Origin of the sequence: Micromonospora reichwaldensis (genome assembly GCF_031845925.1) — a bacterium.
Lineage (GTDB): Bacteria > Actinomycetota > Actinomycetes > Mycobacteriales > Micromonosporaceae > Micromonospora > Micromonospora reichwaldensis.
Map to the genome: position 1 here is coordinate 25,429 of NZ_JAVRFL010000042.1, position 14,395 is coordinate 39,823.

The following is a 14,395-nucleotide window of genomic DNA, read 5'->3' on the forward strand; positions in this document are numbered from 1 at the left end:
CGACCGGCTCAGCCCTTGAGGAGCTGGCGGGCCATCACGATGCGCTGCACCTGGTTGGTGCCCTCGTAGATCTGCGTGATCTTGGCGTCCCGCATCATCCGCTCGACCGGGTAGTCCCGGGTGTAGCCGTAGCCGCCGAGCAGCTGCACGGCGTCGGTGGTGATCTCCATGGCCGCGTCCGAGGCGAAGCACTTGGCCGCCGCGCCGAAGTAGGTCAGGTCGGCGTCGCCCCGCTCGGACTTGCCGGCCGCGGCGTACGTCAACTGCCGGGCCGCCTCCAGCTTCATGCCCATGTCGGCGAGCATGAACTGCACGCCCTGGAACTCGGCGACCGCCTTGCCGAACTGCTTGCGCTCCTGGACGTACCCCTTGGCGTAGTCGAGCGCGCCCTGGGCGATGCCGATGGCCTGCGCGGCGATGGTGACCCGGGTGTGGTCCAGGGTCTTCATCGCGGTGCCGAAGCCGGTGCCCTCGGCGCCGATCATGCGGTCCGCGGGGATCCGGACGTTGTCCAGGTAGACCTCGCGGGTCGGCGAGCCCTTGACGCCGAGCTTCTTCTCCGGGGCGCCGAAGCTGACCCCGGCGTCGGACTTCTCGACCACGAAGGCGGAGATGCCCCGGGACCGGGCGGACGGGTCGGTGACCGCGAAGACGGTGTAGAACTCCGACACCCCGGCGTTGGTGATCCAGCGCTTCACGCCGTTGAGCACCCAGTGATCGCCGTCACGCACCGCGCGGGTGGTCATCGACGCCGCGTCGCTGCCGGCCTCCGGCTCGGAGAGGCAGTACGAGAACATCGCCTCGCCCGCCGCAACCGGCGTCAGGTAGCGCCGCTTGAGCTCCTCGGAACCGGCCAGCAGCAGCGGCATCGTGCCGAGCTTGTTGACCGCCGGGATCAGCGAGGACGAGGCGCAGGCCCGCGCCACCTCCTCGATCACGATGGCCGTGGCCAGGGCGTCCGCGCCCGCGCCGCCGTACTCGACGGGGACGTGCGGGGCGTGGAAGTCGGCGGCCCGCAGCGCGTCGTAGGACGCCTTCGGGAACTCGCCGGTCTCGTCCGCCTCGGCGGCGTGCGGCGCCACCTTGGCCGCACAGACCTCACGGACCGCCTCCCGGATCGCCTCGTGTTCCTCGGGCAACCGGTAGACGTCGAACGACTGCTCTGCGGCCATGTCGGCCCCTCCCCTTCACCGCTATCATGCGCAGTCTGTAGCGTCTCCTGACCGCCGACGGCGCAGACTGAAGGATAGCGACCCGGTCCGGGGTCATGTTACCGCCGCGTAGCCTTGGACGTGGCGGAGCGCCGACGCCGCCCGGCGACGATGGAACAGACAGACGTTAGAGTCCCTCCGGTGCCCGCCCAGGCGCCGCAGCAGAACGCGACGCGACGATGCGACGCCAGCGCGAGCGGAGAAGACAGGCGTGACGATCCCGTACCCCAACACCCAGCCGATGCCCGCCATCGCTGCGGTGACGCCCCCCTCCGGCGCGCAGCGACCGCGGGTGACCTTCCTGGGCACCGGCTATCTCGGCGCGACCTACGCCATCTGCTACGCGGAACTCGGCTACGAGGTCCTCGGCTTCGACGTCGACGCCGACAAGATCGCCATGCTCAACGCCGGCGAGGTGCCGATCCACGAGCCCGGGCTCGACGAGCTGCTCAAGCGCAACCTGGCGGCCGGGCGGCTGCGGTTCAGCACGGACATCGCCGAGGTCGCCGACTTCGGTGACGTGCACTTCATCTGCGTCGGCACGCCGCAGCGCGCCGACGGGATGGGCGCCGACCTGTCGTACGTCGAGGCGTCGGTCACCAGCCTGGCCCAGCACCTGACCCGCAAGGCGCTGATCGTCGGCAAGTCGACCGTGCCGGTCGGCACCGCCGAGTGGGTGGAGCAGCTGGTCAGCAAGCACAGCCCCGCCGACCTGGGCGTCGAGGTGGCGTGGAGCCCGGAGTTCCTCCAGGAGGGCTTCGCCGTCGACGACGTGCTGCGGCCCAACCGGATCGTCGTCGGCGTCAAGAGCGAGTGGGCCAACGGCATGCTCTACGCCGCCCACAAGGGCGTCTTCGACCTGGCCGCCACCGAGGACCGCGAGGTGCCCCTGGTGGTCACCGACTTCGCCACCGCCGAGCTGGTCAAGGTCGCCGCGAACGCCTTCCTCGCCACCAAGATCTCCTTCATCAACGCGATGGCCGAGGTCTGCGAGGCCTCCGGCGGCGACGTCACCCACCTCGCCCGGGCCATCGGCTTCGACCCGCGCATCGGCAACCGGTTCCTCCAGGCCGGGCTCGGCTTCGGCGGCGCCTGCCTGCCCAAGGACATCCGCGCGTTCCAGGCCCGCGCCCAGGAGCTGGGCGCCGGGGAGGCGCTGCGCTTCCTGCACGAGGTCGACCTGATCAACCTGCGCCGCCGGACCCGGGTGGTCCAGCTCGCCGCCGAGCTGCTCGGCCGCCGCTCCGGGCCCGCCGGACCGGATCTCTCCGGCACGCGCGTGGCCGTGCTCGGCGCGACCTTCAAGCCCAACACCGACGACGTACGCGACGCGCCGGCGCTCTCCGTCGCCTCGCTGCTGCGCAAGGCGGGCGCCGACGTGCACGTCTACGACCCGCAGGGCATGGAGCGGGCGCGTGCCGTGGCGCCCGAGCTGGTCTACGAGCCCGGCATCAACGAGGCCGTGACCGGGGCGGACCTGGTCTGCGTACTCACCGAGTGGGCCGACTTCCGTAACGCCGACCCGGTCGCCCTCGGCGAGTTGGCCGCCGGACGCAAGGTGGTCGACGGCCGCAACTGCCTGGATTCGGCACTGTGGACGCAGGCCGGCTGGGAGTACCGCGGCATGGGCCGCCCCTGACGATCGACGACCGACGGCCGGTCGCGGAGCACGCTCCGCGACCGGCCGTTCGCCGTACGCGTGGACGATCTTTGCCCCGGACCCGCCGACAACTGTCGAAATCCGCGCCCACATTGGGCATGCTGCCAAGGTGGGAGTCCACAGTGCGGGTGGAGGGGTGTCGTGGCGACCTTTCAGTGCTCCTCGTGCGGCCGGGAGATCAAACCGGCCGCCAGCTGCCCGCACTGCGGTGCGCACCAGCCACAGTGGGTCGAGCACCTGGCGGAGATCGAGCGGTCCATCGCGGAGATGAAGGCCCGCGAGGCCGCCATCGCCAGCGAGCAGCGGCAGATCGCCGCCAAGATGCAGGCCGCGCTCTTCCAGCGGGACATCCTCGCCCACGCCGGTGAGGAACGTCTCAAGCAGGCCACCCGCCCCCGTCGGGTGCTGCGCCGCAGGCCGGGCCGCCGGCCGCCCACGGCCGCCACCGGCGCCCCGCCCCGGGTCCCCCGGCAGGGCACCCCGGCCGCCCCCGAGGACCCGCCGCCGCCCCCGCCGTCGACCGCCACCTGGCTCGACGCCGACGACCCGGAGCACCCGCCGGAGGCGTCCTCCCGCGAGGTACAGAACATCCCCCTCGGCCTCGGCGCGCTGCTGCTCGGGGTCGCCGCCGTGGTCTTCGCCGCGGTGGCCACCAGCTCGATGGACGCGCTGGCCCGGCTGGGCATCCTGCTGCTCGCGACCGTGCTGATGCTGCTCGCCCCGCCGGTGCTGGCCCGGCGCGGGCTCACCTCGACCGCCGAGACCATCTCCGCGGTCGGCCTGCTCCTGGTGCCGCTCGCCGGCTACGCGCTGTGGGCGGTGGACCGGATCGGCAACGGCGGCGCCTCGGGCGCGATCTTCGCCGGCGTCATCTTCGCCGTCACCGCCGGCGTCTCCTTCGGCTACGCGGGCTGGACGGGGCTGCGCGCGCCCCGGTTCGCCACGGTGCTGGCCGCGCAGCCGGTGCTGCCGCTGCTGGCGTCCGACCGGATCACCGGCCCGGCCGGCTGGGCGCTCGTGCTGACCGCGGTGGCCCTGCTCGACCTCTGGCTGGCGCGGTCCGCGGTCACCGTGGAGCGGCCGGTCCGCCGGGACCTCCCCGGGCCCTCGGCGGCACCCGCCGGTTCCCCGGCCACGCCCCGGCAGCGCCGCGCCGACAGCCGGCCGGAGGGGGCGCCCGAGGAGGCCGGCGAGGTGGTCGACGGCGGGCTGCCGGCGCAGGAACGGGTGCCGGCCACCCGCCCGGTGCCGTGGCTGCGCGAGCTGACCTGGGTGCTGCACGGGGTGGCGGTCGCCCTCGCCCTCGCGTACGCCGTCTCCGCCCTGCTCCGCGCGAGCACCGTGCCGGCCGCCACCGGGGCCGGCGTGGTGCTGCTGCTGGCCGCCGCGGTGGGGCTGGCCGGGACGCTGGTGCTGCGCCGGCCGCCACTGCCCGACCTCGGCGCCGGGATCTTCACCCTCGCCGTGATCGGCGCGCTGAGCCGGATCGCCTCGGTGGCGTTCCCCGGGCGGGCGCTGCTGCTGATCGCGGCGGTCATCACGCTGACCGGGCTGGCCGTGCGGGCGGTGCCGGAGGCGGCCCGACGCGGGCCGCAGCTCGCCTCGGCGGTGGCGCTCACGGTCAGCGGGGTGGTGGTCGCCGGGGGCGCCCTGCGCGCCGGGGTCGCCCCCGTCCGGGCCGCGCTGCCGGCCTGGGCGGCCGACCTGGACCGCTACCCGGCCGAACTGTCGGCGGCCGTGGGACCGGCAGCCTGGCAGCTCGCCGCGAGCGCCTTCCTGCTGACCGTCGCCGCGGTGCTGGCCCTGCCGCCCGAGATCCGCCGGGAGTTCGCCGTGGTCGGTGCGGCGCTGACCGCGCTCGCCGTACCGGCGTCGTTCGGTCTCGGCTGGGCGGTGGCGCCCTGGCCGATGGTGCTGACGGCGGTCGGCATCGGGGTGGTCGGGCTCTCCGCCCGCACCGAACGCGCGGCGCTGGCACACGCGGCGACCGCCGCCGGCGTCGGCCTGTTCGGCGCGGGTGCGGGACTGGCCCGACCGGCGCTGACCACCGCCGTCCTGCTCACGCTGTTCGCCGCCGGGGTCCTGGTCGCCGTGGCGCCCCGGATGCGGCTCGCCCCGGCGGCGGCCGACACCGTCTCCGCCTGGGCCGCCGGGGGCGCGGCGTTCGCGCTGCCGGGCGCGGTGGCCGCCTTCGTCGCCGCGACCGTGCCGGTCGACCCGACGCCCACCCCGGCGAGCCTGCGCGAGGTCACCGTCCCGGTGCTCGCGGCCAGCTTCCTGGCGGTCTGCGTCACCCTCGGACACGCCGCCATCGTGCAGGTCTCCCAGCGTCGCATCCCGACGCCGCTGGCGGTGGGTACCGCCCTCGGCGCGGTCACGGTCACCGCCGCCGCCTTCGGGGCCCCGGGCGCCACCGCCGCCGACGCCTGGGTCGGCGGCCTGCTGCTCGTCGCCGCCGCGATGGTGGTGTTCGCCGGTCCCATCGACGCCGGCCGGCGCTCCGACCTCACCCTGGACGGCTCCGACCTGGCCGCCGCGGCGGTGACCGCCGCACTGATCGCCACCCTGGCCCGGATCGCGGCCGTTCTCGCCCCCGGCGGGCAGCTCGCCGTCGCCGCCGCGCTGGTGCTGGTGGTGGCCGTGGCCGCCCGGGCCATGCCGGAGGAGTGGCGACGGGGGCCGATCGTCGGCCTCGCCGTCGGCGGCGTGCTGATCGGGCTGCTGGCCGGCTGGAGCGCGCTACGGGGCGGGCTGGGGGTGCTCGCCACCCCGGGCCCGATCTGGGCCGGTGACCTGACCGGTTGGCCGGCCGGGCCGACCGGTGGGTCGACATGGCAGGCCCCGGTCGCGCTGGCCCTGCTCGGCGTCGCCGCCGCCGTCCTGCTGCCGCCACCGTGGAAGTACGACGTGTCGGGCGCGGCGGCCGTGCTCGCCACGATCGGCGCGCCGGCCGCGTTCGACCTGCCGTGGTGGTCGCCCGTCCTGGTCGGCGGCATGGTCGCCACCGTCTTCGGGGCCGCCGCCGTGGCCGCGGTCGACCCCCGCGCCGGCCTGTCCCGGGCGGTCGTGGCCGGTGTCGTCGCCCTGCACGCCGCCGGGGCGGGACTGGTCCGGCCGTGGACCACCGCGCTGGCGCTGGGCAGCATCGCGCTGATCGGCATCGTGGTGGCGGCGCTGGCCCGGTCGCTGGCCGTGCCGCTGGTGGAGGACATCGAGACCGAGGGGATGCCCCCGCACCTCGCCCAGATCGGGGGTGCCGCGGCCGGTGCCGCCCTGCTCGCGTTCCCGGGCGCCGTCGCGGCGCTGGCGGCCGAGTTCGGGCGCCCGCCGGAGGTGGTGCTCACCGCCGCGTTGGCCGCGTCGAGCCTGGGTCTGGCGGCGGTGGCCGCCGCCCGGCGACGGATCCCGCAGTACCTGCCCTGGGCGAGCGCGGCGGTGGTCGGCGGCGCCACGGTGAGCGCCCTGGCCGCCGTCCCCGCCGGCATGCCCGTCGGCGTCTACGCCGCCGCGGCGGCCCTGCTCGGGGTGCTCGCCGAGCTGGTGCGGGGCGCGACGGAACCTCCGGTCGGCGCGGCCCAGCCGGTCCGGCGCTGGTCGGTGCTGCTCGACGGCGCGCTGCGGCGGCTGCCGGACGACGGTACGCGGCGCCGCTGGCGGGTCAGCCCCGCCGTCGGTGCGCTCGCCGCCGCCGCGCTGCCCACCGCCCTGGCGCTGGTGTCGATCGCGCCGTCCCTGGTCGTCGCCCTGGTCGACCCGCACCGCAGTCTCGGCCGGGTCTGGCAGGGGCCACCGCCGGAGCTGCTCACCCCGCCACCCGACGCGGTCGACGCGACCCACGTGCTGACCGCGCTGCTGCTCACCGCGACCGCCGCGCTGGCCGCCACCGGCTTCAGCGGCGGGCGGCGTTCCCGGGCCGTGCCGGTGGTGCTGCCCGGCGCCGCCGTCACCCTGCTGATCACCCCGGTGTCGCTCGGCAACGGCTGGCCGGCGAGCACCCTGGCGGCGCTGTCCGTGTTCACCATCTCGATGCTGGGCCTGGCGCTCACCCCGCCCCCGCCGCTGGCCGAGCGGGCCCGCTCGCTGCGCCTGACCCGGGTGCTCGTCTTCGCCATCGGCCTGGCCGCCGGGAGCGCGGGCCTGGTCGGCGGCCTGGCGACGCGGGAGCTGACCCTGTTCACCCTGGGCGGCGCGGTCGGCGTCGGCGCGGTGGCCGCGCTCTTCGGCACCACCCAGCGGGCGCGCATCCTCGGCTGGCTGTTCGCCTCCCTGATGGCGCAGCTCTTCGTGCTCACCGCCGGCCTGGTGGCCGGCCTCGCGGCCGTCTGGTCCGCGTTCGGCGTACTGGCGGTCGGCGCCGCCCTCCAGGTGTTCGCCGCGACCCTGCCCCGGCTGCGTCGCCCCGAGGCCCAGCGGGAGGCGGCCACCGTCGAGTGGAGCGGGTACGCTGCCGCCCTGATCGCCCTGGCGTTGGCCTTCGACTCGCCCCGGCACATCGCCGCGCTGCTGGCCGCCTGGGGCGCGGTGCTGGGCGTGGCGGCGACCCGACCGGGCCGCCGGCCGGTGGAGCGGCGCATCCTGTTCTGGGCGGTGGTGGTCTGCGAGATCGCGGCCTGGTGGATCCTGATGCGGGTCGCCGACGTGGCGCTGCCGGAGGCCTACACGCTGCCCTTCGCGGCACTCGCCCTGCTCGTCGGCGTGCTGGAGTTGCGGCACCGGCCCGACCTGAGCAGTTGGGTCGCGTACGGGCCCGCGCTGGTCGCCGCGTTCGTGCCGACCCTGGCGATCGTGCTGGCCACCGACTCCAGCACGCTGCGCCAGGTGCTGCTGCTGCTGGGTGCCGTGGCCGTCCTCGTCTTCGGGTCGATGAGCCAGCAGCAGGCGCCGGTGATCGTGGGCGCCGCCGTGACGGCGATCGCGGCGGTGCACGCCCTGTTCAGCCTGGGCCCGTGGCTGGCCCTGATCCCCGTCGGCATCCTGCTGCTGGCGCTCGGCGCGAGCAACGAGCGCCGGCGCCGGGCCCAGGAACGCCTCCAGACGGCCCTGCGCGGCATGCGATGAGATCGGCGGGGCCCGTCCCCGGCGACCGCCAGGGTCGGTCCGGCGGGGAAGGTCAGGCGAGGGAGGCGCGCAGGGCCGCGTCCTTCTCGGCGACCAACTGCTCCAGGTCGGCCTGGTAGGCCGACATCCGGTCGAGCAGGGCGCGGTCGGCGGCGGCCAGGATGCGGACGGCGAGCAGCCCGGCGTTGCGGGCGTTGCCGATCGACACGGTGGCCACCGGCACGCCGGCCGGCATCTGCACGATGGAGAGCAGCGAGTCCATCCCGTCGAGGTGCTTCAACGGCACCGGTACGCCGATCACGGGCAGCGGGGTGACCGAGGCGACCATGCCGGGCAGGGCGGCGGCGCCACCCGCCCCGGCGATGATGACCTTCAGGCCCCGGTCGGCTGCGGCGCGTCCATAGTCGATCATCTTGATCGGGGTACGGTGCGCCGACACGACCTCGACCTCGTACGGCACCTCGAACTCGTCCAGCACCTCGGCGGCGGCCTTCATGGTCGGCCAGTCCGAGTCGCTGCCCATGATCAACCCAACGACGCTCACGCGTGCCTGCCTCTCGTTCGCGACTGCGGGGCTCGCGAGCTGACGCTCACGCGTGCCCCTCGCGCAACCAGCGGGCGGCCCGCGCGGCCCGCGTCCGTACGTCGTCCAGGTCGTCACCGAGCACCGTGACGTGCCCGATCTTGCGGCCGGGTCGCACCTGCTTGCCGTAGAGGTGCACCTTGGCGCCCGGCTCGGCCGCGAAGAGGTGGTGCAGCCGCTCGTCGATCGACATCCCGCCCGGCTCGCCACCGAGGACGTTCGCCATCACCACCACGGGAGCGGCCAGCGAGGTGTCGCCCATCGGGTAGTCGAGCACCGCCCGCAGGTGCTGCTCGAACTGCGACGTGCGTGCACCCTCGATGGTCCAGTGCCCCGAGTTGTGCGGCCGCATCGCCAGCTCGTTCACCACGATCCGGCTGCCCCCCGGCGCGGCCGGGTCGGCGACCTCGAACAGCTCCACGGCGAGCAGGCCCACCACGCCGAGCGCGGTGGCCAGGTCGATGGCGAGCTGCTGGGCGGCGACCGCCAGCTCCTCCGGCAGGCCCGGTGCGGGGGCGAGCACCTCGACGCAGATCCCGTCGCGCTGCACCGTCTCGACCACCGGGTACGCGGCGACCTGCCCGAACGGCGAGCGCGCCACCTGCACGGCGAGTTCCCGGCGCAGCGGCACCCGCTCCTCGACGATCAGCCGGGTGCCACCGGCCAGCAGGGTCGCGGCCAGCTCCTCGGCCTGCGCCGCGTCGTCGACCATCCACACGCCCCGGCCGTCGTACCCGCCGCGGGCCGCCTTGAGCACCACCGGCCAACCGATCTCGTCGCCGAACGCCACCAGGTCGGCGGGCTCGGCGACTCCTCGCCACGCCGGGTTCGGCGCGCCCAGCTCGCCGAGCCGCTCCCGCATGACCCGCTTGTCCTGGGCGTGCAGCAGCGCGTCGGCCGGCGGGAAGAGCTTCACGCCCTCGGCGGCCAGCGTGCGGATGTGCTCGGTGGGGACGTGCTCGTGGTCGAAGGTGACCACGTCGCAGGCCTTGGCGAAGGTGCGCAGCGCGGCGAGGTCGGTGTGGTCGCCGTACTGGACGTCGGCGGCGACCAGCGCGGCGCCGTCGTCGGGGGCCAGCGCGAGCACGCGCAGCGACTGGCCGAGGGCGATCGCGGACTGGTGGGTCATCCGGGCCAGCTGGCCGCCGCCCACCATGCCGACAACGGGCAGACCGGTACGGGAATCCATAGCGGCGCCAGCCTATCGGCACGCCCCGCCACCTGCGCCGCCGGATGGCGCATCGGCCCCGACCGCGGGCGCGCTGCGCGCAGCCGGGAGCGTGCGCCGACCGGAGGCGTCAGCGCCGGGCGAGCTGGCCGACCAGGTCGTCCACCGTCGTCACCGGGCGCTCACAGACGAAACCCCGGCAGGCGTACGCGGTGGGTCGCCCGCCGACCATCGGCCGCTCGGCGAGCAGCGGCACCCCGGGCTGGCCGGACCGGCCCGCCACGATCACCGCGCCGGGCGGGGCGTGCCGGTGTGCCGCCGCGACCAGCGGGTCCCCGGTCGGCTCGTCGGTGACCACCGCGACCTCGTACGGCCCCGAGAGCAGCGCCTCCCCGACGGTGGCCGCGTAGCCGGTGAACCGGGCGTGCCGGCCGACGATGGGCGCCACGGTCGACAGCGCCGCCTCGGCGGCCTCCCGGTAGCGGGTCTCCCCGGTCAGCGCCGCGTACGCGACCAGCGCCGCGACGATCGCCGAGCGCCCGGACGGGGTGGCGTTGTCGGTGGGGTCGGCGGGGCGGCTGACCAGGCGTTCGGCGTCGTCGGCGGTGTCGTAGAAGGCGCCGCCCGGCGCGGCGAACCGCTCCAGCGCGACGTCGAGCAGGCCACCGGCCAGGGTCAGCCAGCGGCCCTCCCCGGTGAGCTGGTGCAGGGCGCAGAACGCCTCGGCCACGCAGCCGTGGTCCTCCAGCACGCCGGCCGGCTCGCCGACGGTCCCACCGCGCGAGACGCGGCGCAGCCGCCCGGCCACGATGTGGCGGTCGGCCAGCACCTCGCCGATCCGGACCGCCGCGGCGGCGGTGACGGGATCCCCGGTGAGCGCGGCGTGCTCGACCAGCGCGGTGACCGCGAGCCCGTTCCAGGCGGCGACCACCTTGTCGTCGCGGGCCGGTTGGGGCCGGGCGTCGCGGACCTCGCGCAGCCGGGCCCGGATCCGCTCCCACCGGGCAGCCACCTCCGGGGCGACGTCGTCGACGTCCCGGGCCAGCCGCAGCACGCTCGTGCCGTGCTCGAACGTGCCCTCGTCGGTGACCGCGAACAGGTCGGCGGCGAAGCGGCCGTCGTCCTCCCCCAGCACCTCGACGAGCTGGGCCGGCGTCCAGGAGTAGGTGAGCCCCTCGACGCCCTCGGTGTCGGCGTCGAGGGCGGAGGCCAGGCCGCCCTCGGGGGTGCCCAGGTCGTCGATCATGAACGCGGCGGTCTCGGCGGCGACCCGGGCGGCGAGGGGATCGCCGGTCAGGCGCCAGAGCTGGGTGTACGCCCGCAGCAGCAGCGCGTTGTCGTAGAGCATCTTCTCGAAGTGCGGCACGGTCCAGTGCCCGTCGACCGAGTAGCGGGCGAAGCCGCCGGCGAGCTGGTCGTAGATGCCGCCCCGGGCCATCGCCTCGCAGGTGTGCCGGGCGATCTCCAGGCTGCGCGGCGAGCCGGTGCGCTGGTGGTGCCGGAGCAGGAAGAGCAGGTTCATGTGCGGCGGGAACTTCGGCGCGCCGCCGAAACCGCCGTTCACCTCGTCGTACTCCTTGGCGAGCTGGTCGGCCGCGGCGTCGAGCAGCGCGGCGTCCAGCGGCGCGGTGGGCCCGCCCACGGCCTGCGCGCCGCCGATCGCCTCGACCACGGCGGCGCCCTGCTGGACGACGGCGTCGCGCTGGTCCCGCCAGGCCGCGGCGACCGACTGGAGCAGCCGGACGAAGTTCGCCCGGGGGAAGTAGGTGCCGCAGAAGAACGGGGTGCCGTCGGGCGTGGCGAAGACGGTCATCGGCCACCCGCCCTGCCCGGTCATCGCCTGGGTGGCGGTCATGTAGACGGCGTCGACGTCGGGGCGTTCCTCGCGGTCCACCTTGACGCAGACGAAGTCGTCGTTCATGAGGGCGCCGACCTGCTCGTTCTCGAACGACTCGTGGGCCATCACGTGGCACCAGTGGCAGGCGGCGTAGCCGACCGAGATGAGCACCGGCACGTCCCGGCGCTTCGCCTCGGCGAACGCCTCGTCGCACCACGGCCACCAGTCGACCGGGTTGTCGGCGTGCTGGAGCAGGTACGGGCTCGTGGCGTCAGCGAGTCGGTTCACCCGACGACCATAACCACCCGGTGACGCGCCCGCCCGCGCTCCGACGTGGACCGGCCTTCCCCCGGCCGTACGGCGGGTGGGGTCAGGAGGCGCCGTCGGCGCGCAGCGGGAAGACGTTGGGGCGGGCCTCGTCGAGCAGGGTGCCGAGGACCGCGCCGATCTTGTCGGCCGGCATCGGCTTGAAGAAGTGGTAGCCCTGGGCGGCCGTGCAGCCCAACTCGGCCAGCGCGAGGCGCTGCTCGGCGGTCTCCACGCCCTCGGCGACCACCCGCAGCCCCAGCTCGTGGGCGAGGCCGACGGTGGTCCGTACGATCGCCGCCGCCTCCGGGGAGTCGGCCATCCGGATCACGAAGGAACGGTCCACCTTGAGCTCGTCCACCGCGATCCGGGTGAGGAACGTCAGCGAGGAGAAGCCCGTGCCGAAGTCGTCGACGGCGAGCTGCACGCCCATCGACCGCAGGGTGGCGAGCACCTCGTCGATGACCTCCAGCTCGCTCATCACCACCGTCTCGGTGATCTCCAGCACCAGCCGGTCCGGCGGCACCTGGTGCCGGCGCAGGGCATCGGCGATCTCGGTGGGCAGGCGGGGGTCGAGCAGGCTGCGCGCCGACAGGTTGACCGAGATCGGCACGTCGAGCCCGTCGCGGGCCCAGCCGGCGGCGACCGCGAGCGCCTTGTCCAGCACGTAGCGGGTGAAGGTGCCGAGCTGCTCGCTGTTCTCCACCGGGCGGATGAAGTCGTGCGGCCCGAGCCAGCCCCGGCGCGGGTGCCGCCAGCGGATCAGCGCCTCCACCCCCGTCGGGGCGCCGGTGGTCAGGTCGACCGCCGGCTGCAACGCCAGCACGAGCTGGTCGTCGGTCTTCAGCGCCTCGCGCAGCTCGGCCAGCAGGGCCAGCTGGTCGGTGCTGGCGGCGTCCCGGGCGGAGTCGTACGCGGCGACGCTGCCGCCGCCCTCCTTGGCCTGGTACATGGCGATGTCGGCCCGGCGCAGCAGCTCGGTCAGGTCGGCGGTGCCGGCGTCGGCGACCACCACCCCGACGGAGACCTCGACGGACATCCGCACCCCGGCCACCTCGGTCGGCGCGGCGAGCCGCTCGGCGATCTCGCGGGCCTGCCGCAGTGCGTACGCCATCGGGGCGGCCCGGTCGCCGATCACCGGGACCGACGTGAGCAGCAGCGCGAACTCGTCGCCGCCGAGGCGGGCGAGCAGGTCCCCGGGGCGGGCGAGGGCACCCAGCCGGTTGGCGGTCAACCGCAGCAGCTGGTCGCCGGCCGCGTGCCCGAGGGTGTCGTTGACCCCCTTGAACTGGTCGATGTCGAGCAGCAGCAGCGCCACCGGGTGGTCGTGGGCGAGCTGGCGCAGCGCCTGGTCGCCCTTGCTGAGCAGGGCCGACCGGTTCACCAGGCCGGTGAGCTGGTCGTGCACCGCCTCGTACGACGAGCGGGCGGTGACCAGGCGCAGCTCGCGGTGGGTCGCGGCGTCGTGCAGCGCGGCGGCGAGCGCGTCGCCGAACGCGGCCACGGCGTCGCGTTCCCGGGCGTTGGGGGGCGCGCAGCGCGGGAACCGGACCCGCAGCTCACCCACGCGGGCGGCCCCCACGGAGAGGGTACGCACCAGCTCGTGGTCCTCCGGCTCGGTCCGGCCGGGCGGTGCGACCTCCCGGTCGACCAGCTGGCCGCCCGGGTCGCCGCGGTAGCGCCGCCACCGGCCGTCGCCCCGGGCCACGTCGACGTCGACGAGTTCGGCGTTGAACAGGGTCAGCGCGCCCGTCACGGCGGCCGTGGCGACGCCCCGCTCGTCGAGCTGGTTGAGCGCGGCGGTGGCCTCGGCGAAGGCCCGCCAGGTGCGCCGCTCCTGGTCGGCGCGGAGCCGGTGCCGGTAGGTCTGCTGGAGCAGCCAGAGCGGCGGCGGGAGCAGCAGCAGCCAGCGCGCGTCGAGTTCCAGCAGCGCCACCACGACCAGGCCGACGGCCACGTTCCCGACGAACATCAGCAGCTTGCCCCGCAGCGCGGCGAGCAGCGGCGGCGCGACGGGGATGCCGTGCCGCAGCGCCAGGGTGGCGCCGCCGAGCCAGGCGGTGGCGAGAAGGTAGGTGACCGAGCCCGCGAGCACGGCCAGGGCGAGCGCCGGGGTCGGCGTCGCCAGCAGCGGCTCGCCGAGCACGGTGGTGACGGAGACGGCCAGGGCGGTGGCGGCGGTCAGCGACGCCGTGATCCGGACGACCTCCAGCACCGGCCGCCGGTCGCCGAGCAGCGACATGGCCGACCAGGCGAGCGCGGCGCCGAGGAGCGCGGCGGAGGGGAGCCAGCCGGTGGGCGTCAGGTAGAGGCAGATGATCAGCGCGGCCTCGCCCCAGGTGATGCTCACCATCCCGGCGCCGGTGCGGAAGCGCAGCCGGGCCAGCTGGGCGACGGCGAACACGGCGACGGCGAGGCCGAAGCGGGCCGGCCCGCCGAGCGGGTCGTCGGCGGGAAGATGGGTCGGGGCGGTCCACCCCAGCCCGGCGGCGATCAGCGCGGTCAGCGCGACGGCGGCGGTGAGCAGGAGCAGTCGCGCGGGGGTGCTGCGGGCTCCGACCCGGTCGGTCGA

Annotated in this window: 6 protein-coding genes and 2 pseudogenes; 2 read left to right on the forward strand and 6 right to left on the reverse strand. The window is 75.4% G+C overall.

The features are described from left to right. Nucleotides 1-8: 8 nt before the first annotated feature. Nucleotides 9-1,172, reverse strand: coding sequence for an acyl-CoA dehydrogenase family protein (locus tag RM555_RS26715; protein ID WP_132233510.1), 1,164 nt, complete (start codon nucleotides 1,170-1,172; stop codon nucleotides 9-11). 250 nt (nucleotides 1,173-1,422) lie between these two features. Between RM555_RS26715 and RM555_RS26720 the strand changes: the two genes are divergently transcribed. Together RM555_RS26720 and RM555_RS26725 are read left to right on the forward strand one after the other, a co-directional pair. Then, nucleotides 1,423-2,850, forward strand: coding sequence for a UDP-glucose dehydrogenase family protein (locus RM555_RS26720; protein WP_311414329.1), 1,428 nt, complete (start codon nucleotides 1,423-1,425; stop codon nucleotides 2,848-2,850). Between the two features lie 162 nt (nucleotides 2,851-3,012). Next, entirely contained in the window at nucleotides 3,013-7,929 is a 4,917-nt protein-coding gene (locus tag RM555_RS26725; protein ID WP_311414330.1) for an SCO7613 C-terminal domain-containing membrane protein, read from the forward strand. Nucleotides 7,930-7,981: 52 nt separating this feature from the next. Here RM555_RS26725 and purE read toward each other — a convergent pair whose 3' ends face one another. From purE to RM555_RS26745, 5 genes and pseudogenes are all read right to left on the reverse strand, one after another. Then, nucleotides 7,982-8,473, reverse strand: a complete 492-nt coding sequence (gene purE / locus RM555_RS26730) for a 5-(carboxyamino)imidazole ribonucleotide mutase (protein ID WP_311414331.1) — start codon at nucleotides 8,471-8,473, stop codon at nucleotides 7,982-7,984. A gap of 46 nt (nucleotides 8,474-8,519) precedes the next feature. After that, complete coding sequence (locus RM555_RS26735) at nucleotides 8,520-9,701, reverse strand: 5-(carboxyamino)imidazole ribonucleotide synthase (RefSeq protein ID WP_311414332.1); 1,182 nt, start codon at nucleotides 9,699-9,701, stop codon at nucleotides 8,520-8,522. A 109-nt stretch (nucleotides 9,702-9,810) separates the two neighbouring features. Continuing rightward, nucleotides 9,811-10,515 (reverse strand): annotated as a pseudogene (locus RM555_RS31085) (hypothetical protein); the annotation flags it as partial. 59 nt (nucleotides 10,516-10,574) lie between these two features. Next, nucleotides 10,575-11,805: pseudogene (locus tag RM555_RS31090) on the reverse strand (thioredoxin domain-containing protein); the annotation flags it as partial. 82 nt (nucleotides 11,806-11,887) lie between these two features. Then, nucleotides 11,888-14,356, reverse strand: a complete 2,469-nt coding sequence (locus RM555_RS26745; RefSeq protein ID WP_311414347.1) for a putative bifunctional diguanylate cyclase/phosphodiesterase — start codon at nucleotides 14,354-14,356, stop codon at nucleotides 11,888-11,890. Between the last annotated feature and the right edge of the window lie 39 nt (nucleotides 14,357-14,395).

Bases quoted from the DNA above. Each gene is read 5' to 3' on its own strand.
- RM555_RS26715 (WP_132233510.1), bottom strand. From the start codon at position 1,172: ATGGCCGCAGAGCAGTCGTTCGACGTCTACCGGTTGCCCGAGGAACAC.
- RM555_RS26735 (WP_311414332.1), bottom strand. From the start codon at position 9,701: ATGGATTCCCGTACCGGTCTGCCCGTTGTCGGCATGGTGGGCGGCGGC.